Source organism: Kitasatospora sp. NPDC088548 (assembly GCF_044753005.1).
Classification (GTDB): domain Bacteria; phylum Actinomycetota; class Actinomycetes; order Streptomycetales; family Streptomycetaceae; genus Kitasatospora.
The window spans coordinates 82,357-103,115 of the sequence record NZ_JBIVMI010000018.1; the positions used below are offsets into that span (position 1 = coordinate 82,357).

General features: G+C 72.7%; 16 protein-coding genes and 2 tRNA genes. 9 read left to right on the plus strand and 9 right to left on the minus strand.

Going from position 1 to position 20,759, the window contains the following annotated elements; all coding sequences use genetic code 11:
* The first annotated feature begins 33 nt into the window (after positions 1-33).
* The 4 genes from ACIP82_RS22890 (at position 34) to ACIP82_RS22905 (ending at position 3,843) form a co-directional block, all read left to right on the plus strand.
* The gene (locus ACIP82_RS22890) at positions 34-810 is read left to right on the plus strand and encodes an ABC transporter ATP-binding protein (RefSeq protein ID WP_400655769.1); all 777 of its coding nucleotides are present in this window, start codon (positions 34-36) and stop codon (positions 808-810) included.
* Positions 810-1,676 (plus strand): branched-chain amino acid ABC transporter permease, encoded by an 867-nt coding sequence (locus ACIP82_RS22895; RefSeq protein ID WP_363606717.1) that lies wholly within the window; start codon positions 810-812, stop codon positions 1,674-1,676. Before ACIP82_RS22890 ends, ACIP82_RS22895 begins: the two co-directional genes overlap by 1 nt.
* A gap of 167 nt (positions 1,677-1,843) precedes the next feature.
* A complete protein-coding gene (locus ACIP82_RS22900) occupies positions 1,844-2,929 on the plus strand; it encodes a branched-chain amino acid ABC transporter permease (RefSeq protein WP_400655650.1) in 1,086 nt (361 codons plus the stop codon).
* The gene (locus ACIP82_RS22905) at positions 2,926-3,843 is read left to right on the plus strand and encodes an alpha/beta fold hydrolase (RefSeq protein ID WP_400655652.1); all 918 of its coding nucleotides are present in this window, start codon (positions 2,926-2,928) and stop codon (positions 3,841-3,843) included. The genes ACIP82_RS22900 and ACIP82_RS22905 overlap by 4 nt, the downstream gene beginning before the upstream one ends.
* Before the next feature lie 301 nt (positions 3,844-4,144).
* On the opposite strand, the gene ACIP82_RS22910 is transcribed toward ACIP82_RS22905, so the two are convergent.
* Both ACIP82_RS22910 and ACIP82_RS22915 read right to left on the minus strand, forming a co-directional pair.
* Complete coding sequence (locus ACIP82_RS22910; RefSeq protein ID WP_400655654.1) at positions 4,145-5,425, minus strand: hypothetical protein; 1,281 nt, start codon at positions 5,423-5,425, stop codon at positions 4,145-4,147.
* A gap of 297 nt (positions 5,426-5,722) precedes the next feature.
* Positions 5,723-6,319, minus strand: a complete 597-nt coding sequence (locus ACIP82_RS22915; RefSeq protein WP_363606722.1) for a VTT domain-containing protein — start codon at positions 6,317-6,319, stop codon at positions 5,723-5,725.
* Between the two features lie 531 nt (positions 6,320-6,850).
* Here ACIP82_RS22915 and ACIP82_RS22920 point away from each other — a divergent pair.
* Positions 6,851-7,951, plus strand: a complete 1,101-nt coding sequence (locus ACIP82_RS22920) for an LLM class flavin-dependent oxidoreductase (protein WP_363606723.1) — start codon at positions 6,851-6,853, stop codon at positions 7,949-7,951.
* Between the two features lie 133 nt (positions 7,952-8,084).
* On the opposite strand, the gene ACIP82_RS22925 is transcribed toward ACIP82_RS22920, so the two are convergent.
* Both ACIP82_RS22925 and ACIP82_RS22930 read right to left on the minus strand, forming a co-directional pair.
* A complete protein-coding gene (locus ACIP82_RS22925) occupies positions 8,085-10,295 on the minus strand; it encodes a putative bifunctional diguanylate cyclase/phosphodiesterase (protein WP_400655657.1) in 2,211 nt (736 codons plus the stop codon).
* Between the two features lie 472 nt (positions 10,296-10,767).
* Complete coding sequence (locus ACIP82_RS22930; protein ID WP_363606726.1) at positions 10,768-11,193, minus strand: OsmC family protein; 426 nt, start codon at positions 11,191-11,193, stop codon at positions 10,768-10,770.
* Between the two features lie 306 nt (positions 11,194-11,499).
* Here ACIP82_RS22930 and ACIP82_RS22935 point away from each other — a divergent pair, with 306 nt between their 5' ends.
* Both ACIP82_RS22935 and lepB read left to right on the plus strand, forming a co-directional pair.
* Positions 11,500-11,835, plus strand: a complete 336-nt coding sequence (locus tag ACIP82_RS22935) for a chorismate mutase (RefSeq protein ID WP_363606727.1) — start codon at positions 11,500-11,502, stop codon at positions 11,833-11,835.
* A 246-nt stretch (positions 11,836-12,081) separates the two neighbouring features.
* Positions 12,082-12,921 carry a signal peptidase I gene (gene lepB / locus ACIP82_RS22940; RefSeq protein ID WP_363606729.1) on the plus strand — a complete coding sequence of 280 codons (840 nt, stop codon included), beginning with the start codon at positions 12,082-12,084 and terminating at the stop codon, positions 12,919-12,921.
* Here lepB and ACIP82_RS22945 read toward each other — a convergent pair.
* The 3 genes from ACIP82_RS22945 to ACIP82_RS22955 form a co-directional block, all read right to left on the minus strand.
* Positions 12,884-13,981, minus strand: coding sequence for an EamA family transporter (locus tag ACIP82_RS22945; protein ID WP_400655660.1), 1,098 nt, complete (start codon positions 13,979-13,981; stop codon positions 12,884-12,886). The genes lepB and ACIP82_RS22945 overlap by 38 nt on opposite strands.
* 157 nt (positions 13,982-14,138) lie before the next feature.
* The gene (locus ACIP82_RS22950; RefSeq protein WP_400655662.1) at positions 14,139-16,661 is read right to left on the minus strand and encodes a transglycosylase domain-containing protein; all 2,523 of its coding nucleotides are present in this window, start codon (positions 16,659-16,661) and stop codon (positions 14,139-14,141) included.
* A gap of 277 nt (positions 16,662-16,938) precedes the next feature.
* Positions 16,939-17,012 (minus strand) — tRNA-Lys (locus tag ACIP82_RS22955).
* 136 nt (positions 17,013-17,148) lie between these two features.
* Between ACIP82_RS22955 and ACIP82_RS22960 the strand changes: the two genes are divergently transcribed.
* Entirely contained in the window at positions 17,149-18,033 is an 885-nt protein-coding gene (locus tag ACIP82_RS22960; protein WP_400655664.1) for a DUF998 domain-containing protein, read from the plus strand.
* Positions 18,030-18,905, plus strand: coding sequence for an alpha/beta hydrolase (locus ACIP82_RS22965; protein WP_363606735.1), 876 nt, complete (start codon positions 18,030-18,032; stop codon positions 18,903-18,905). The genes ACIP82_RS22960 and ACIP82_RS22965 overlap by 4 nt, the downstream gene beginning before the upstream one ends.
* Before the next feature lie 98 nt (positions 18,906-19,003).
* Here ACIP82_RS22965 and ACIP82_RS22970 read toward each other — a convergent pair.
* Positions 19,004-19,077: transfer RNA gene (locus tag ACIP82_RS22970), tRNA-Lys, on the minus strand.
* Between the two features lie 569 nt (positions 19,078-19,646).
* Positions 19,647-20,732, minus strand: a complete 1,086-nt coding sequence (locus ACIP82_RS22975; RefSeq protein WP_400655666.1) for a LysR family transcriptional regulator — start codon at positions 20,730-20,732, stop codon at positions 19,647-19,649.
* Positions 20,733-20,759 lie beyond the last annotated feature (27 nt).

The window sequence follows — 20,759 nt, forward strand, 5'->3', positions numbered from 1 at the left end:
TCTGCTTCCCGGGCTCTCCTCTCCGTCCGTGGCCTGCGGGTCGTCATCGATGGGCTGCACATCCTTCACGGGGTCGACGTCGACGTGGCGCCGACCGGGGTCACCGCCCTTCTGGGTCGCAACGGCGCCGGCAAGACCACCACGGTCAAGGCCGTCATGGGCCTCGTGCCGCGCACCGGCAGTGTTCTCTTCTCCGGGACTGAACTCTCCTCTCTGCCAACACATCTCGTGGCCCGTCAGGGCATCGGGTACGCCCCTGAGGACCGGGGGATCTTCGCCGGTCTGACGGTCGCCGAGAACCTTCGCCTCGCCGAGCGCGACCGGAACGGCGAACCGGCCTACCGGCTCGTCCATGAGCTGTTCCCCGAACTCAAGCAGCGGTCCGGCCAGTTGGCCGGGACGCTCTCCGGCGGTCAGCAGCAGATGGTGGCCATCGGCCGAACGCTGCTCAACCGCAACCGGCTGATCATCGCCGACGAGCCCACCAAGGGCCTGGCGCCGAAGATCGTTGCCGAGGTTGCCGATGTCCTGGCGCGAGCGGCCGAGGCCGTGCCCGTCCTCCTGGTCGAGCAGAACCTCGCGCTCGTCCGCCGTCTGGCCGGCACCTGCGCCGTCCTGGCCGACGGGCGAACCGCCCACCAGGGCGACACTGCCGAACTGTTGGCCGACGAAGAGGCCGCCCGCCGCCTGCTGGGCGTCGGCAGCCACCGCCCGGGCGCCAGACCCCTCTCGGCCGCCTCGCGGCCCGGCCCTGCGGCGGCCGGGCAGGCCCCGGCCGCTCCTGTTGTCACCACGGAGGTGAACCCCTGATGGACACCGTCGTCCTCCTTACCTGCACTGGACTTGGTCTGGGTGCGCTGTACTTCCTGGTGGCCTCCGGTCTCTCACTGATCTTCGGGCTGATGGACGTGCTCAACTTCGCGCACGGCGCTCTGCTCTCCATCGGCGCCTATGCCACCTGGTGGGCCGGGACAGAGGCCGGCTTCGCCTTCTGGCTCGCCGTGCCGTTCGGCACGCTGGTCGGTACGGCCGCCGCCGTCCTGCTGGAACTCTTTCTGATCCGGCCGCTCTACAGCCGCCCACGCGACCAGATCCTTGCCACCGTCGGTGTCGGGCTGGCCGTCCCCGCTCTCCTGATGGGCATCTGGGGCGCTGACGCCCGCCCCTTCCCGCAACCGGCCCTGCTCTCCGGCACCTGGCACGTGCTCGGTGCGACCGTCCCGGTCAACCGCTTCGTCCTCGTGGCCGCGGCCGCGTTGCTGCTGCTCGCTCTTCGGTTGTTCCTCGCCCGGACCCGCTACGGGCTGATCGTCCGGGCCGGCGTCGAGGACCGGGCGATGGTCACCGCGCTCGGCATCGACGTCCGGAAGGCGTTCACCCTCGTCTTCGCCATCGGTGGGGCGGCCGCCGCCCTCGGCGGCGCGCTCGGCGGCCTCTACTTCGGTTCGGTCAACCCCGGCCAGGGAACCAGCCTGCTCATCTTCGCCTTCGTCGTCGTCGTGATGGGCGGCATGGGCTCCGTCACCGGAGCCGCCGTCGCCTCGGTATGTGTCGGTCTCGTCCAGCAGTTCGCCAACTACTACACCGCTGCGGGACTGGGCGACCTGTCGGTCGTCGTCCTGCTGGCCGTACTGCTTCTCGTACGACCCCGCGGACTCACCGGGAGGCTCGCGTGAGCGCCAACACCCCGATCACGAGCACCGGTGGCGCCGCGGCCGACCGCACCGCCGCCACTCCGGCAGGGGGGACTGTCACCAGCCCTGCCGAGACACATTCTGGACGAGTGAGCGAGGGTCGCGCTATCCCTCGAACAGGTGAATCAGTCACTGAGCGCTCGACACCGGTGCACCGAGCGCTACGCTGGTGGCCGATCGCTCTGCTGATCGTGCTCCTTGTCGCCCCCTATAGTGCGCTTCCCGTTCCGGGACTGCTCGACGGCCCGCTCGGCAGCCCCGGAAGTCTCCAACTCATCGCCCTGTGCCTGCTCTACGGGGCCCTCGCCACCGGCTACGACCTCCTGCTCGGCCGTACCGGGCTGCTCTCCTTCGGCCACGCGCTCTACTTCGCGACCGGCCTCTATGCCACCAACCTGGGCATGCTGGAGCTCCAACTGCCCTTCGCCGCGGCCGCCCTCTTCGGTGTCGCCTGTGCCGTCGCGCTGGCCCTGCTGCTCGGCTCGGTCAGCCTCCGCGTCACCGGCATCGGGTTCTCCATGGTCACACTGGCCTTCGCGCAGGCCGGTTCGATCCTCGTCCAGCGCAACCCCGGTGGCGTCACCGGTGGCGAGGAAGGGCGGTCCGCGCCGGCCGACCAACTGCCGTCCGCGTTCCTGGGCATCGAGAACACCGCCAACCTCTACTGGATCGCCGTCGCCTACCTGGTGCTGACCCTGGCCGCCGTCCACTGGGCCGTCAGCTCGCCTCTCGGCCGGGTCTGGGAGGGCATCAAGGAGAACGAGCGCCGGGTTGAGGTGCTCGGACTCCGGCCTTACGGGTACAAGTTGATCGCGTTCGTCCTCGCCGGCGCCCTGGCCGCCGTGGGCGGGGTGGTCTACCTCCTGCTGACCGGCGGCGCCACCCCGCAGGCCGCCACTTCCGACGCCACGCTCTCGCTCCTCGTCATGGTCGTCCTCGGCGGATCCGGCACGCGCTGGGGTCCCTTGCTGGGTGGCGTCATCTACACCTGGGCCGGTCACCGACTCGGGGACCTCGCCAACTCCGAGACGATCGCCGACCTGCCGGCGGTCCTGCGGGTCCCGCTCTCCCAGCCGCTCTTCCTCCTGGGCGGCCTCTTCGTCGCCGTGGTCTACCTGCTGCCCGGCGGCCTGGCTAGACTTCCTGCCCGCATTCGAGCCGCCCGTTCCGCCCGCTCGGCCCGGCCCTCTGCCGGTGCCCGCAGCGCCCGTCCCACAGGAGGTAGCCCCGCGTGAGCCAGTCACCGCTGCACCCCGAGGAGTTGACGGTGCCGGTCCCAGGAGGGGACCTGGCCGTCCTTCGCTGGCCCGCCACCGACCCGGGGGCCCCGACCATCGTGGCGGTGCACGGCATCACCGCCAACGGCCTCGCCTGGTTCGAGGTCGCCCGCCGGCTCGCCGGCCGGGCCACCCTGCTCGCGCCCGACCTGCGCGGACGCGGAGCCAGCCACACCGTGAGCGGACCGTACGGTCTGGCCCGGCACGCGGATGACGTGGCCGCGCTGATCACGGCGCTCGACCTGGGTCCCACCGTCGTGGTGGGGCACTCCATGGGTGCCTGGGTCACAGCCCTGACGGCGGTGCGGCATCCGGACCTCGTCAGCCGGGTGGTGCTGGTCGACGGCGCGGTGACCTTCCCCCTGCCGGAGGGCGTCCGGGAGGAGGACGTTCTGGCCGCGGTGCTCGGCCCGGCGCTGGCGCGGCTTTCGATGACCTTCCCGGACCGTCAGGCCTACCGCGCGTTCTGGCAGCAGCACCCGGCCTTCGGCGCCGACTGGTCGGACGAGATCGACGCCTACACCCAGCGCGATCTCATCGGAACCGCACCCGAGCTGCGTTCCTCCTGTGTGCTGGAGGCCGTTCAGGTCGACGGGGCCCAGGTCCTGCTCGACCAGGAGGCGGCCGCCGCCGTGCACCGGCTGCCGTGCACGGGTGAACTGCTCTGGGCGGAACGCGGCCTGCTCGACGAGTCGCAGGCCCTCTACGACGGCAAGCGGATAGCGATGGCCGGACTGGATCCGGCCCGTGTGGTGGCGGCCGAGCTCGTACCGGACACCAATCACTACTCGATCCTCTGGGGCCGAGCCGGGGCCGAGGCCGTGGTGCAGCGCCTCCTCGGGGCCGGCCCGGCCGGGTCTTCCATCGGGTAACAGACCTGGCCGGGTCGGCCGGTGGGGTGGGGGGCCCCCCCCCCCGGCCGGCCCCCCCCCCCCCCCCCCGGCGGGGGGGCGGGGCGGGGGGGGCGGGGGTGAGCCCGGCGGTACCCAGCAGGGATACCACGCCCCCGCGGGGCCCGGGGCGGGGGGCCCGCCCCCCCGGGGGCCCGCCCCGGCGGGCTTTTCCTTGGGTAACCCCCCGGGGGGGGGGGGGGGGGGGGGGCCCCGCCCCGCCGCCCGGCCCCCCACCCCAGCAGCACCCTCGTCGGCCGTTGTCCCTGCGGTCGTCCGGGTTTCAGCCGGCCGTACCCAGGAAGGTCTCCCACCCGCCGGTGGGCGCCTGCCCAACGTTCAGCGTGCGCAGCTTGCGGAGGGTCGACTGGTCCTGGGCCTCCAGCCAGTCGACCAGCTGCCGGAACGACACCAGCCGGACCTCCGGTTTGCCCGCGATCGTCTTGAGAGTCTCCTCGACGGCGTCCATGTAGATCCCGCCGTTCCACTGCTCGAAGTGGTTGCCGATGAAGAACGGCGCGCGGTTGCTGTTGTAGGTGCGGTCGAAGCCGGCCAGGTAGGCGTCCCTGGCCTGGCTGCGCCAGTCGTTGTACTTGCCCGGGTCGCCCTTGGTGCTGCCGGCCGACTGGTTCGCCAGGATGTTGTAGTCCATCGACAGCACCTGGAAGGTGTGCCCGGGGAACGGGATGCTCTGCAGCGGGAAGTCCCAGACCTTGCCGTCCTGCACCTTCTGCGGCCAGATCTGCAGGCCGCCGGAAGAACTGGCGTCGTACTTCCACCCCATCTTCGCCGCGGTCGGCAGCAGGGCCTTCTGCCCTTCGAGGCAAGGGGTTCGCCCGCCGATGAGCTCCTTCTTGTAGTCGAAGGGAAGCGGGTCGACGTCGGTGAAACCGGTGTTGGTCCGCCACTGGGTCACAAACGAGATCGCCTGGTCTATCTCGCTCTGCCAGTCCTCGGACGTCCACTTGTTGACCCCGTTGCCGTCCGAACGGGTCGAGCAGAAATGCCCGTTGAAGTGGGTGCCGATCTCGTGGCCGGCCAGCCAGGCCTGGCTGATGAGCTTGAGCGTGCTCTTGACCGCGCCGTCCGAGAGGTACGGGATGTCGGACGCGCCGACCGAGTGCTTCGGCGGGTGGTAGAGGTCGGCCTTGCCCTTCGGGAGGGCGTAGATCCCGGAGAGGAAGAACGTCATCGAGGCCTTGTGCTCCTCGGCCAGCTTGAGGAAGCGGGGGAACTGGCCGTCCTCCGTGCCACCGGCGCCGTCCCAGGAGAACACCACGAACTGCGGCGGTCGCTCACCGGGCTTGAGCTTCTCGGCCTTGGGCTGGTTCGGCTGGGGGCCGGTGTCGGCGTTGGAACCATCACCGATGGGCGTCCCCTTGGGCGGCACGCCCTTGGCGGGATCTCCGGTTCCCGTCCGCCCGTTGCCGCTACTGCTGCCGGAAACAGGGGAGGAGGTGGTGGAGCCAGGACTCGATCCGCCGCTGGAACACGCCGCGACCGCCCCGAGAGCCGCAGTCGCAGCGGTGGCACTGAGCACGGTCCTTCGAGAGATGCTGGTCATGGTCTCCCCTGGATGCCCTGGCCGGGTGCCGAGGGTGGCGGAGGGCCACACCGGTCAAATCGGGCAATTGATGAATATTCCGCCGTTAGCATGTCACGCGGACTCAGGGGTCACCAAGGTGCCGAGGTCCGTCGACAGCCAACACGCGCAGCGTGCCCACATAGGCTGCGAAGACCGGCCTTCTGTTTCCGTCCTGTGACGCTTTGCGCTCACTGGCCCGTGCCACCGCGGCGGATCACCGAGCCCTCAGCCCCCAGCCGTCAGCCCTCAGGCGGCGGCCCCCAGCCCCGTCAGCCCTCAGGCGGCGGCCAGCCGCCGGCTGCGGCGCACGACGCGCGCGATGGCGGTGCTGACGATGGTGGCGGCGGTGCAGGAGACCGCGAGGCTCAGCCAGGCGGTGTCGAACCAGTGGCTGTTGAGCCAGCCCAGCGTCACGATGTAGGCGGCCCAGACCAGTGCGGCCAGCGCGGACCAGCGGAGGAAGCGGCGCGGGTGGGCGGGGGAGTGGCCGATGGCCAGGTCGAGGACGGTCCGCCCGGCCGGTACGAACCGCGCGATCACCACCATCGCTGCCGCCGCCCCGGTGGTCCGGCCGTCCAGAGCCCGTTGGACCTTGGCGACGTTCGCCGCCAGCTGTGGGCGGTGCTCAAGCCGTCGACTCACCAGAGGGGCGCCGCGCCGGGCGAGGCTGAGCAGCAGGAGATCGCCGAGGAACGAGGCCAGTGCCACGCACAGCCCCAGCACCACCGGCGCGCCGTCTATCTGTGCCGTCTTGAGCACGGCCAGGATGACCAGCGTCCCGCTGGGGATGAAGGGCAGAAAGGCGTCGCCCAATACGGCGCAGAGCGCCAGGGCGCAGATCCACGAGGATCCGATCACCGCCGCGATGTCCAAGGTCCATACTCCCTCCAGGCTGCCCGAGGGAGCAGATGGCTGCAGGGGTCAACGCTAGCGCCTCGACTTTTCATGCCATGAAGCACCCCGGGCATGCCCTGCGTCACAAGGCGCGAGCCCCTGGAGCGGGGTGCCGCTCCAGGGGCTCACGGGGATCGATCGGCGCTGGTCCAGCCCGACGACCTTGCTGGTGGAGTGCGGATCCGGTTGGGTGATCCGCTCCTGATCACTAGCCTGCCGGACGTCGGCTGCCGATCGCGAGCCCTGCGGTTGGCGACTTCCCGCTCTGGCGTGAAGTCGCCACGCGTGTCCGCCCGCTGGCTCTGAGTCAGCCGAACGGTCGGTAGCCGCATCCTCACCCGACCGGGGCGGCGCCGGCACCAATGGCACCAGCACCAACGGGACCGGCACTCGGACGGGCCGCCCGGCCCCGGGAACAGCCGACTCGGCCGTGTGGTTGACCTCCGTCGGCAGAAGCGACCACCGGCGCATGGGCACGGTCGCTCCACGACAGCCCGGAGGGCGGACGGTATGACCACCGAGGACCAGCAGGAGCGCGGACCCGAACCGCAGACCCACGCGGCGATCCGAGGCACTGTCCGGGGGGCGGCGCCCGCGCCGCTCTCGATCCTCGACCTGGCCACCGTCGGCGTCGGCTACACGCCGGGCGAGGCGCTGGCCGCGACCACGACGCTGGCACGCAGCGCGGAGGAGTGGGGCTACCACCGCTTCTGGGTGGCCGAGCACCACGGCATGCCGGGCGTCGCCAGCTCCACGCCGGCCGTCCTGCTGGCCCACCTCGGGGCCCACACCACGACACTGCGGCTCGGCTCGGGCGGAGTCATGCTGCCGAACCACGCCCCGCTGGCGATCGCCGAGCAGTTCGGCCTGCTGGAGGCTCTGCACCCCGGCCGCATCGACCTCGGCCTCGGCCGGGCCCCCGGCACCGACCCCGCCACCGCGCGAGCACTGCGGCGGGGCCTCGCCGACGGCGCGGAGGACTTCCCCCAGCAACTCGCCGAGCTGACGCACTTCCTCGACGGCGACTTCCCGGCCGGCCACCCCTACGCCCGGTTGACGGCTGTCCCACAGGGGGACGGGCGGCCCCCGATCTGGCTGCTCGGCTCGTCGGGCTTCAGCGCCCAGCTGGCCGGCCGCCTCGGCCTGCCGTTCGCGTTCGCCCACCACTTCAGCAGCGTCAACACCATCCCGGCCCTCGATCTCTACCGCTCGGCGTTCCGCCCGTCGGCCGTGCTCAGCGAGCCGTACGCGCTGATCGGGGTGAGCGCGGTCGCGGCCGACGACGAGACGACCGCCCGACGGCTCGCGCGCTCGGCGGCGCTCGGGATGCTCCGGCTGCGCAGGGGGAACCCGGGCCCGATCCCCACCCCCGAGGAGGCCGAGTCCTACCCGTACAGCCCGGTGGAGGCGGACTTCGTCGACGACTGGCTGGGCAATGTCGTCCTGGGCTCACCGGGCGAGGTCGCCGACGGGCTGGAGGCGTTGCGCAAGCGGACCGGGGTGGACGAGCTGATGGTCACCTCGCACATCCACGGTCACGAGGCCCGGTACCGCTCGTACGGGCTGATCGCCCAGGCGTACGGACTGACCGGGCAGTCCGGCACCGCCTGAGCCGGGCCGAGGCCGGTCGCGGCGGACCGGCGCCCGGTCGGCGCCCGAATCCGCGCCCGTCCCGGCGCCGCCGCGCACACACTGTGCGAACACCGCGCGGACACCGTTCCGGCCGAGCCGCGGCAATCCGCCGCTATCGCCCGCCCGGCCCCGGGCGGCCCTCACGGAGTATGGCGGCGACGAGCTCGGCCTCGCCCGGCCTGGCGAAGTACCAGCCCTGGGCGGTGTCGCAGCCGGTCAACCGCAGCCGCTCGGCCTGCGCCGCGCTTTCGATGCCCTCGGCCGTGACGGTCAGGCCGAGGGTGTGGGCCAGCTGCACCATCGCGCCGACGATCTGCTCATCGGCGTCGCTCCGGCGGGTGCCGGCCCCGGGGAGCTCGGTGCGGCCCGCCGGGGCCGGGTCGCGGAACCCTTCGATGAACGTGCCGTCGAGCTTCAGCACGTGCACCGGCAGCCGTGAGAGGTACGCCAGGTTGGAGTAGCCGGTGCCGAAGTCGTCGATCGCGATCCGGACGCCCATGTCGGCGAGCGCCTGCAGGGCCTGCAGGGGGCGCCCGCCCGGGCCGAGCAGCGCGCTCTCGGTGATCTCCAGTTGCAGCAGCCGGGCCGGCAGACCGGTACGGTCGAGCGCCTGCGCCACGTCGGCGACCACGTCGGAGTCCCAGATCTGCCGGGCGGCGAGGTTGACGCTCACAAACGTCTCGGTGTCGGGGAACTCGGTGAGCCAGCGCTGCGCCTGGCGGCAGGACTCCTCCAGGACCCACTTGCCGAGCGGCACGATCGCACCGGACTCCTCGGCCAGCGGGATGAAGCGGTCCGGGGAGAGCGTCCCGTAGCGGGGGTGGCGCCAGCGGACGAGGGCCTCGGCGCCGCGCACCGCACCGTCGGAGAGGCCGACGAGGGGCTGGTACTCGATGGTGAACTCGCCGCGCTCCAGGGCCGGGCGCAGTGCGGTGGCGAGCAGCTGGCGGGTGAGCTGGTGGGCGCCGCGGTCCGGGTCGTAGAGGGTCCAGCGGGCCCGGCCGTCCGCCTTGGACCAGTACAGGGTGGCGTCGGCGTCCTTGACCAGGTCGGTGGGTGTGGTCTCGTGCACGGACCGTTCGACGACGCCGACGCTGGCGGTCACCACCAGCCGGTGCCCGGCCACGTCGAAGGGCTGTTCCAGCACTGCGAGGATCCGGCCGGCCAGGTCGGTCAGCTGGTCACTGCCCTTGCTGTCGGTGACCAGGACCGCGAACTCGTCGCCGCCCATCCGGGCCACCAGATGGGCGGCCTGTTCGGAGAATCCGTGCCGGAGCCGGGTGGCGACGGCGATCAGCAACTGGTCGCCGATGTGGTGACCGAGTGTTTCGTTGATCGCGGCGAAGCCGTCGAGGTCCAGGTAGCAGACCCCGACCCGGCGCCTGTCCGGCCCGGCGGGGCCCGCCCCGGTCGCCGGGGAGGCGGCTGCGGCCCCGCCCGGCCCGGCGGCCGGGCTGTCTCCCGGGCTGTCTCCCGGGCCGCCGGTCTGGCCCGCCGCCGGGCCGCTCGTGGTGAGGCAGGCGGCGTCGAGCCGTTCGAAGAAGGACGTCCGGTTGGGCAGCCGGGTCAGCGGGTCGTGCAGTGCCTGGTACTCCAGGCGGTCGCCGAGCCGGCGCTGCTCGGTGATGTCCTCGACCATCGCGAGCGTGTAGAGCGGGCTCCCCACCTCGTCCCTGATCAGGGAGATGGTCACCTTGCTCCAGACCGTGTGGCCCTCGCGGTGCTTGAGCTGTTTCTCCACCCGCAGCCGTTCGCGCTCACCCCGGACGAGTTCGGGGAAGAGGCGGTGCGGCATGCCCTCCGGGTCGATGATGTCGTGGATGTGGGTGCGGACCAGTTCGCCGACCCCGCGGCCGATCAGTGTGGCGAAGGCGGGGTTGACCTCGATGATCCGGTCGTCGGGGTCGATCAGTGCCATCCCGATGCCCGCGTCGCAGAAGGCGGCCCGGAAGCGGGACTCGCTGGCACGCAGCGCGGCCAGTAGCCGGTCGGTCCCCTCGGCCGGCTGGTCGGCTCCGGCGGCCGGCCGGTGCGAGCCGTTCGTCAGCGGGGCCGAGCAGGTGGGGCAGCGGACGACGGTGCTGTCGACCGCGGTGGCGATCCTGCCGACCGCTCCGAAGCCGGGTACGGCAGCGTGTCCGATGTCGGCACCGGTGCCGGGCCCGGTACCGGTTCCGGGCGTGGCCCTGTCACCGGTGACGGTGTTGACGGAGAAGCCGTGAGTGCCGTCCCGTGCGGCGCCGGAGGTGCCGACGGGGCCGTCGGCCGGGCGGAGGGCCGGCGACAGCAGACGGCGGTGGTGTTGCGGTTCTTCGTGCCGCACGCCTGGGTGGTGTGCGTCGGCCCCCTCGTTCTGGCCCGGCACGGCATGCTCCCGTCCGCTGCTGACGCTTGACGCTGGTCCGGCCGGACACCCGGGACTGCGGCGGCCGGCTCCCGCACTCTGTCGAGGTCCTCGGAGTCCGGTGCTGAGCGCTCGTTGGTGAGCGTTCGTGTGGAGACCCGCGTGAAGAACAGGGCGCTGCGGCCGATCATAAGACGCGGCGACAACGCGCGGTGACCGCCGCCAGGGTGATTCGTCCGCTTTGAGATCAAGTGTGGTGGTACGTGCGGACGCCCCCGGTGCACATCACATGATGTGCACCGGGGGCGCGTGCTCCGAGTGCACGCCGTCGGGCGCTCCTTGAGTACCCGGAGCGCGCCCACATGTTCATGCCGCGCACCGGCCCGCCGGGCCCGCATGACCCGCCGGAACGCCGGCCCCGGGATCGGAGCCGGCGGCCCCGGCAGAGGGGTCAGGCCAGCTTGGCCGTGAGGGTGATGGTGGTGCCGGTCAGGGCCTGGCTGACCGGGCAGTTCGCCTTGGCGTCCTCGGCGGCCTTCACAAAGCCGGCCTCGTCGAGGCCGGGCACCTGGCCGGTGACGGTCAGGTGGATGCCGGTGATACCGGTGCCGGGCTGGAAGGTGACATCGGCCTGGGTGTCCAGCTTGGTGGGCGGGGTGCCCGCGCCGGCCAGGCCGTGCGAGAGGGCCATCGAGAAGCACGCGGAGTGCGCGGCGGCGATGAGCTCCTCCGGGCTGGTCTTGCCGTTGGGCTCCTCGGACCGGGCCGGCCAGGAGACCGGGTACTCACCGATGCCGGAGGAGGCGAAGGTCACCTGACCCTTGCCCTCGAGCAGGTTGCCTTCCCACGCGGTGCGGGCGGTGCGAGTGGTTGCCACGATCGGTACCTCCAGGTATGAGGAACTGCTGATTCGTCACTTCCGGTCATGCCGCGCACCAGCCTACGGGGAGGTCGGGGGCCGACCACGCGCAGCGACTCGGGGCGCCGTGCCCGGAAGTACCCGGGCCCGCGCCGGCCGGTGCGCGGGCGCCGGTCGCCCATCGGTCCGTACGCTGTCCGGATCGTGGACGGATACGCCGAATGGTGCGGATCCGCGCCGGGCGCCCTGTTAGATTTGCCCGGGCCCGAGCCCGGCCGTCGGACGGTCGGGTGCCCACCACCAGACAGCCGCGGAGCCGCCCCGATGACGGATCACCCCACGACCCCCGATGCCGGACTTCCCGAGGGGATCGACGACGCCGTGCGGGCCGAGCTGACCAGCCTGCGCGAGAGCATCGACAACATCGACGCCGCGGTGGTCCACATGCTGGCCGAGCGCTTCAAGGCGACCCAGCGGGTCGGCCGGCTCAAGGCCGAGCACAGGCTGCCGCCGGCCGATCCGGCGCGGGAGCGCGACCAGATCCGGCGTCTGCGGGAGCTGGCCGCCGGGGCGCATCTCGATCCGGTGTTCGCGGAGAAGTTCCTCAACTTCATCATCGCCGAGGTGATCCGCCACCACGAGGCGATCGCCCGCGCCTGAGCCCGCGGACCCCAGCCCGTACCCGAGCCCGTGGGCCCGGGTCCGTGCCCCTGAGCCCGCCCCTGCGGCCGTGCCCGAGGCCGCGCGGGTGCCGCGACTCACCGGGCGATCCGCAGGTGATCGCGTCGTGCTCTCCTCGACATGTCCTCGGCCGCAATGTCGGGCGCAGCTAAAAGCCGGATTTCGTGAGGCTTCACGGTTGGCGTAGCGTGCAGGTTCCCCCAGCCGGAGAGGTGAGCAGCGACGATGGCGGTGAACCTGCCCGATACGCACAGCGACGCCGGGGCCGGCCAGCCCCCGGCTGTCGGCGGCGGCCACAACGGCCACGGTGGCTCCAGCGATGGCGGTGGCGGTGGCCGCGCCGAGGCACGCCGGGCACGGACGCGGAAGGCGCCGAGGCCGTCGAAGCCGCAGAAGGACGCCGGGGACCGGCGGGCAGGGCGTCGTCACCGACCGTGGTGGATCGAGATCCCCGCGATGGCGGCGGTCGGCCTGGTGGTCGCGCTGCTGATCAAGACCTGTCTGTTCCAGGTGTTCACCATCCCCTCCGGGTCGATGGAGAACACGCTGCGGATCGGCGACCGGGTCGGGGTGAACAAGCTCGCGCCGTTGACCGGCTGGGAGCCGGAGGCCGGCCAGCCGGTGGTCTTCAAGGACCCGGGTGACTGGCTGCCGCCGCAGCCGACCGGCGGGAACCCGGTGTCCAACGCCCTGGGCTCGGTGCTCGGCTTCGTCGGGCTGATCCCGCCGAAGGACGACAACTACCTGGTCAAGCGGGTCATCGCGACCGGCGGCCAGACCGTGCAGTGCTCGGGTACCACGCTGACCGTCAACGGGGCGAAGGTCGACGAGCCGTACCTCCACCCCGGGGACGACTCCTGTGCCGGGATGAACTTCGGGCCGGTCACGGTGCCCCAGGGGTACGTCTGGGTGGAGGGCGACCACCGCAGCGACTCGGCGGACTCGCGCTACCACCAGCGCGGCCCCGGTGGTGGGGCCGTGCCGGTGGACAACGTGGTCGGGCCGGTGTCGGCCGTCGTGTGGCCGCTCAGCCACCTCGACTGGTTCGGCTGGGTCGGTCGCTGACCTCGCGCTGGGAGGCCGCGCGTCCCCCGGAACCACGGGCGGTACCGGCCGCCTCCGCTCCGGCCGCGACAGCACCGGTCACCTCGGCCCCGGTCACCTCGGATCCGGCCGCCACGGCACCGGCCGGTTCGACCGCGGGCTTGCTCGCCTGGGCCGCGAAGGCGCCGGCCAGGACGAGCAGGCCGCCGGCCATCTGCGGCAGACCCAGGTGCTCGCCGAGCAGGATCCAGGCGAGGACGGTGGCGACGACGGCCTCCAGGTTGGCCACCACCCCGGCGACCGGGGGCGACAGGTGCCGGACGGCGACCACACCGGTCAGGTAGGCGAGCACGGTCGCGATCAGGATCATCCAGGCCGCCGGGACGAGCGCGGGCAGCGTGTGCCCGTTCATCACGACGTCACCGCCGAGCGGGCTCCAGTCGGCCTGCCAGGGGCGGGTGAAGGCGGTGAGCACCACCGCGCCGATCAGCAGCCCGTACGCGCTGACGGCGATCGGGTCCACCGGGCGGTCCCCCCGGCTGCCGGCGTCGGCCAGGACGAAGTAGCCGACCTGACAGCAGGCCGCCCCGAGCGCGAACAGGACGCCCAACGCGTCGAAGCTCAGACCGTTCCAGACCTCGACCACGCAGGCCAGCCCGGCCACGGCGACGCCGGCGCCGATGGCGGAGCCCCGGCTGATCGGCCTGCGCTGGACGAACTTGACGTAGCCGATGAGCAGCGGGGGGCCGAGGTACTCGATCAGCAGGGCGACGCCGACCGGGATCCGAGAGATCGCCGCGAAGTAGCAGGCCTGGACGCCGGCCACGGCGAGCAGGCCGAACCCGAGGAGCAGGCCGGGCCTGCGGAGCACGACGGCGCGGTGGCGGTAGGCCAGCGGGAGGAGGACCACGGCGGCGCCGGTGACCCGGAGCCAGACCACATGCAGCGGCGAGAGGCCGACCTCGATCAGAGGCTTGGCGGCGGTGCCGGAGCCGCCGAAGGCGACGGCGGAGACCAGCGCGAGGGCGAGGCCGAGGGTTCTGCCCGAGGAACGGTCGAGCCGGGGCGTTGAGCTGTGCACCGACGCATTGTGACAGTCATACCGGCGCTTGGGTAAGGCGCCATTTCGGTATTTGGTCCTGCCTGAACCTGTGCAGGGTGGCGGGTACACCTGGGATCGCCCGAAAACGCCCGTCGGCCGCGACCACCCCCAGGCGGTCGCGGCCGACGCGCCCCGACTACTGCCGCGCGCCCGCTCCGGAGAGCGCGCCCGCGCCCGTGCCGCCACCCGTACCCGTATCCGAGCCCGTGCCGGAGCCCGAGCCGCCCGTGCCGGAGCCCGTACCGGAGCCCGAGCCCGAGCCCGTACCGGAGCCCGAGCCGCCGCCCGTACCGCCCGAGGGCTCGGGCGCGGTGGTCGGACCGGTGGTCGGCGCCGGCGTCCGGGTGGGCTTGCCGCTCGGCCGGGGCGTCGTGGGCTGGGTGGGGGCGGTCGCCCCGCCGCCCGAGCCCGAACCACCGGAACCGCCCGAGCCACCCTGTCCACCGGACGAGCCCGAGGACCCGGAGGACCCGGAGCCGCCCGAGGACCCGGAGCCGCCCGAGGACCCGCCGCTCGACGCACCCGGCGGGGTGCCCGCGCCGGAACCGGTGCCCGAGCCGCCCGTCGCACCGCTGCCGCCCGAGGAGGCCGGGGCGGAAGCCGACCCGGACGGGGTCGAGGAGCTGTCCGGGCCACCGGAGGATCCGCTGTTCGACGAGGAGTCGTCCGCGCCCGACGGCGAGGCGAAGTTCGCGACCGGCTGCCCCTTCAGCGCCGCCTTCATGTAGCTGGTCCAGATCTGCGCGGGGTACTGGCCGCCCGCCGCGCCGTCGATCCCGCCGGTGCCGCTGAGGCTGACCTGGGCACCGGTGGTCGGGTCCTGGCCGAACAGCGCCACGGAGGTCACCAGCTCGGGGGTGTACCCGACGAACCAGACCGACTTCTGGTCGTCCGTCGTGCCGGTTTTGCCGGCGACCGGGCGGCCCAGCGCCTTGGCCCGCCAGCCGGTGCCGCCCGGGTCGCTCACCACGCCCTGCAGCATCGAGGTGACCTGGCGCGCGGTCTCCTGGCTGACCGCCTGGGTGGTCTTGTGGGCCGGGAGCGGGAGCTGCTCGCCCTCGCGGTCCACCGCCTGCACCAGCCACGGGGTGATCTGCTTGCCGTCGTTGTCCAGCGTGGCGTACACACCGGCGATGTCGAGCGGGCTCGGGGTGGCCGCGCCGAGCGGGATGGACGGCACCGGGTCGAGCCCGGGGGTGTTGCTCGGCAGGCCGAGCGCGATGGCGGTGTCCCGGACCTTCTGCAGCCCGGTGTCCTGGGCGAGCTGGGCGAACACCGAGTTCACCGACCAGTCGGTGGCCTGCTGAAGGGTGACCTGGCCATAGCTCTTGTCGCCCTCGTTCGGCGGCGCGTACGGGGTGCCCTTGCCGCCCCGGACCTTGCGGCCGCTGGTGCCGTCGTACACCGTGCGCGGTGTGATGGTCTGACCGGACTGGGTCTTGGCGCCGTTCTCCAGTGCCGCGGCCAGCGCGATCGCCTTGAAGGTGGAGCCGGCCTGGTAGTCACGCCGGGTGGCGTTGTCGATGTAGTGCTTGGTGTAGTCGACACCGCCGTACAGGGCGACCACGGCACCGGTCTTCGGGTCGACCGAGACGGCGCCGGCCTGGGCGGCCGCGTCCTTCTTCCGCTTGTCCGGGTTGAGGGTGTCGTGCAGCTGCGCCTGCACCGAGTCCTGGAGGGCCTGCTGGCGTGCCGGGTCGACGGTCAGCCTGATGCTGTAGCCGCCCTTGGCCAGCTCGGCCTCGGTGATGATCTGGTTCGAGGTCAGGTACTGGGTGGCGGCGTCGACCAGGTAGCCGGCCTGGCCGGACAGACCGGGATTGCCCTGCGGGTCCTTGACCTCGGGGAAGGCGGTGGCGGTCCGCTCCTCGGCGGAGAGCCAGCCCTCCTTCACCATGCCGTCCAGGACGTAGTTCCAGCGGTTGAGGGCGTTCTGCTTGCCCGCCGGGGTCGCGGTGGCCACGTCGTAGGCGCTGGGCGCGTTCAGGAGCGTGGCCAGGTAGGCGCCCTGGGCGGCGTTGAGGGCGGACGCGTCCACGCCGAAGTACGCCTGGGCGGCGGCCTGGATGCCGTAGGCGCCGCGCCCGTAGTAGGAGGTGTTGAGGTAGCCGGAGAGGATCTCGTCCTTGCTCTCGGTGGCGTCCACCTTGATCGCTATGAAGAGTTCCTTCACCTTGCGGGTGACGGACTGCTTCTGGCTCAGGTACGTGTTCTTCACGTACTGCTGGGTGATCGTGGAGCCGCCCTGGGTGCCCTCGCCCTTGGCGGTGTTGAAGGCGGCGCGGGCCAGACCGGGCACGTTGACGGCGCCCTCGTGGTAGAAGTTGCGGTCCTCGGCGGCCAGCGCGGCGTGCTGGGCGGCGGGGGAGACCTTGTCCAGGCCGACGTTCTGCCGGTTGGTCTGGCCGGTCCGGGCGATCACCGAGCCGTCCTGGTAGAGCCAGGTGTTGCTCTGGGCGGTCGCGGCGGCGTGCGCGTCCGGCACCTTCACCAGGGCGACGCCCAGGGCGAACAGGCCGACGCCGAGCAGCAGCGAGGCCGCGAGCCCGAGCAGGGTCATCCGCCAGGTCGGGATCAGCCGGCGCCAGCCGGTGCGCTTCGGACGCTTCGGCTTGCCGCTGCGGGCGGGGCGCTCCGATGAACGCTTCAGGCGCTTCACCGGGCGGAGTCTGACGGACGGCACACGGCGGCCGCTCTGGGCATTTCGGGACAAAGCGGCGGCCTTTCCTGTGGGTGGACCGAGCCAGCCTGCACAGACGGGTTCGTCGACGGTTAGGGACCTTTGTCCCGTTTCCGGTTTACAGCCCAGAACGCGTGGAAAGGGTCGGTTGGCTCCGCCAGAACAGGAAGCGAGACCGACATCACACGCAAATCGGGCACCATGGGCAAAAAAATCGGGGAGCCCCTCGCGTGTGCGAGAGGCTCCCCAATGTCTGTGCGCCGCCAGGGACTCGAACCCCGGACCCGCTGATTAAGAGTCAGCTGCTCTAACCAACTGAGCTAGCGGCGCCTGCTGACCTGGAAAACAATACACGGTTTCGAGGGGTGCGTCGTACCGCCGCGGTCCGGCCGGGGGTCCGCTGCCCGCCGAGGGTGCCCGTTTCCGCCCGGTTGGGGCGGAGTTTTCCGCCGGTTAGGGTGGAAACGTGCCCAGCCCAGACCCCGGCCGCCGGAAAGCTCGGCTCGCCGTCGCAGCCCTGCTGCTGCTCAGCGCGGTGGCGTACACGGCGTGGGTGCTGGAGGTGGTGCTGAGCACCGGCCTCGACCCGGTCCAGGCGTACATCAGCGAACTCGCCGCCGAGGACCAGCCGCTGGGCGGGCTGTTCCGGGCCACCGACCTGGTCGCCGGGCTCGCCGTCCTCGCCGCGGCCGTCACGGCCCTGGTCGCGGGCGCCCGGTCCGCGGCGCGCCGCACCGCGCGGGCCGACGGCGCCCGAGCCGGTACCGGGCCGGTCGGCGGCGTGGGGCCCTGGCTCCCCTGGGCGGTGACCGGCTGGGCGGCGCTGGCCCTGTTCGGCGTGGCCACGGCTGCCGACTCCCGCCTGCCACTGAGCTGCGCGCCCACCAGCGACGAGATGTGCGCGGCCCGGGAGACGGCCGGGCTGGTCCCGGCCACCCATACCGCGCACGCCGTGACCAGCAGCCTCGCCATGGTCGGGGCGCTCACCGGGCTGATCGCGCTCACCGTCGCGGCCCGGCGCTACGGCTGGTGGCCGCCGGTCCGCCGGTTCGGACCGTGGCTGCTGGCCGGCGAGCTGCTGGCCACCGGCTGGAGCCTGGCCGCGATCGCCGCCTTCGAGGCCGGTCACGGCACCTGGTCACTGGGCGCGGGCCAGCGGCTCCAGGTCCTCCTGGTCGCACTCTGGCTGGCGGTCCTGGCCCGGAGCGTCGCCCGCTTCGAGGGGCCGGCGGCCGTTCACGGCGGCACCGGACGGCACGCCGGGCAGTGCACCGGGCGGCACCCCGAACGGCACGTCGAGCACGACGCGGCGCGGGGCCAGGCCGGGGCCGAGGGGTGGGAGTCGCGATGACCATGGAAAGAGGGGGCGCGACGGCGACGTTCCTACGCATCGACGGCATACCCCTGCATGTGCGCATCGAGGGCGACGGGCCGGTCTGCCTGCTCACCGGCGGGCTCGGCAGCAGTTGGTTCGACTGGGACCTCGTCGTCTCCTTCCTCGCCCCGTACCGCACCGTGGTCCGGTTCGACCGGCCCGGGTACGGGTTGAGCGCGCCGGAGCCCGCGACCCGTCCGGCCCCCTCGGCGGCGGGCGAGGCCGAACGCATCCGGGGCGTGCTGGACGCGCTCGGGCTGCACGGGCCCTGCACGGTGGCGGGCCACTCGCTGGCGGGGTTCCACGTCGAGGCCTTCTCCCGGCTGCACCCGGAGCGGGTGGCCGGGCTGGTCCTGCTGGACGGCAGTGTCGAGTCGGACCCGCGCCCGCGCCCGGCTCCCGGACTGCGGGATCTGGCGGCCCGTACGATCGCGGGCGCGGCCACGGCGGTCGCGGTGCCCTACCTCTTCGGGCCGACCGCGCGCCGGCTGACCGCCAGAGCGTCCACGGTCCGCCGGGAGGACCTCGCCCCGGCGCCCCTGGTGCGGCACTGTTACCGGACCGGCCGGGCCCTGCGCGCGCTGCTCCGGGAGAACGCGCGCTACCTGGACATGGCCGCCGAGCTGGACGAACTGCGGTGCACCGCGCCGCTGCCGGACGACCTGCCGGTCACCGTGCTCGCCGCCGACGACGGGTGCCGGACCCGCCGTACCCAGGACTGGCTGGGCGGCCAGCGGGAACTCGCGGCGCTGCTCGGGGCCGACTTCCGGACCACCGCACCGGCCGGTCACCTGCTGATGTTCGACCGGCCGGACGCGGTGGCCTCGGCGATCCTGGACACCCGCTGAGACCGGGGCACGCCGCCCCGCACTCGGCGTCCGGTGCCCTGGCCCCGGAAACGCCTCAGGCCGTCCATCTGAGGTGAACGGCCTGAGACCTTGCCATGTGCGCCGCCAGGGACTCGAACCCCGGACCCGCTGATTAAGAGTCAGCTGCTCTAACCAACTGAGCTAGCGGCGCCTGCTGACCTGGAAGAGGTTACACGGAGCCGGGCCGATCCGCCGAATCGCGACCGCGCGACCACACTCCGTCGCGAGCGAGGTCAACCTCGTCGCCGTCGTGGTGGCGACCCGCAAGGGCCTGGCCGGCCTGGGCTCGCCCGGTCTGGCGGGCGTGGACTGCGTCAAGGTGGGCCGGGAGAAGTGGCTCGCCTTCGCCGCCCTCCGCGGAAGGACCGCGGCCGCCCGCGGGAGGGCCGCGGCCACAGCGACGGCATGGCAGGCGCTGGCGAGCAGCGCGGTGATCACGAGGCCGGTGGTGCGGACACGGGGGGAACGGCGCCGCCCCCGCTGTCCTGCCACCGGCCTTGACCTTCCGCGTTGCCCGCAGGCCACCCGTGTCGTGGAGTCCGCCCGGACCCGCTCCCTGTCAACCGGGACGAATCTAGCGGGGTGATCCGCCGGGCCGTGGCGTACGGCGCGCGGGCATGCCCGGAAACCCGCCGAGCTGTCACCCGGTTCGCGCACGGCGGCGTCAACTGGGGCTGACGGAGCGGCGAAACGGGCGAAACGGGCATGTCGGGAGCGCCCTCATCGCGCCGTGCCGTCGCCCGAGGTGCCGCACGCCAGGGAGGGCGGAGCCGCCGGGACGGACTGAGCCGCGCGGGCCTGCCCCTCGGACGGGCGGTCGTCGAGGTCCTGGCCCAGCAGGTGGTGCAGTGCCTGGTCGTGTCGGACCAGCCAGGCCAGATAGGCCGGATTCACCCGGGCCAGGTCCAGGTAGGCGGCGCGCAACTCCCCGTAGAGCGCGTCGAGCGCGCGCGGGCTGAGCGCGCGCGGCCGCCAGGCCAGCAGCAGCCGGACGGCCAACGGGTCGCCGTGCACCGGCCGGACGACCGTGCCGGGCCCGGGGGACGAGGTCGGCTGGCAGGGCCGGACGGCCTCGCCGGAGGCGACGAGTTCGGCGGCGGTGGCGTTGTCGCGGACCTGTACCACCCGCGGGTTGAGCCCGGCCTCGGTGAACACCCGGCGCATCGCCGCGTATTCGTGGTCGGCCGTCGGGTCCACCATCCAGGTGTCCTCGGCGAGGTCGGCCAGGTGGACGACGGGCAGTGTGGCGGCCGGATGGCCGGCGGCGAGTGCGACGAACTGCGGCTCACGGGCCATCAGTACCCGGTGTTCGGCATCGGGCGGCACCCGCAGCGGGAAGCCCTCGCTCTCGTGCACGAAGGCGACGTCCAACTGGTCGGCGGCGACCATCCGCAGCAGGGCGTTGGCGGAGATGTCGATGTGGATGGTGGTGTCCGTCTCCGGCAGCCGGTCGTGCACCCGGCGCAGCCAGGCCGCCACCGCCCGGCTGCCCACGCTGCCGATCCGCAGCCGCCGTTTGCGCTCGCTGCCCGCGGACTCCAGGGCCTCCTGCCGGGCGGCGGCGACCAGCGCGGTCATCTCGGCGATCACCGGTCTGGCCCGGGACAGCACCGAGTGGCCGAGCGCGGTGGGCCGGCTGCCGGTCTGCTCGCGGGTGAACAGGCTGCCGCCGACGGTCCGTTCGATGCGGTGCAACTGGGTGGTGAGGGAGGGCTGGGTCATGCCGAGCTGCAACGCGGCCTTGCGGAGGCTGCCGGTGTCGGCGATCGCGCACAGCACCCGGAGGTGTCTCACGTCGAGCTCCACATCGGGAGCATAACGGCGCCAACCTGA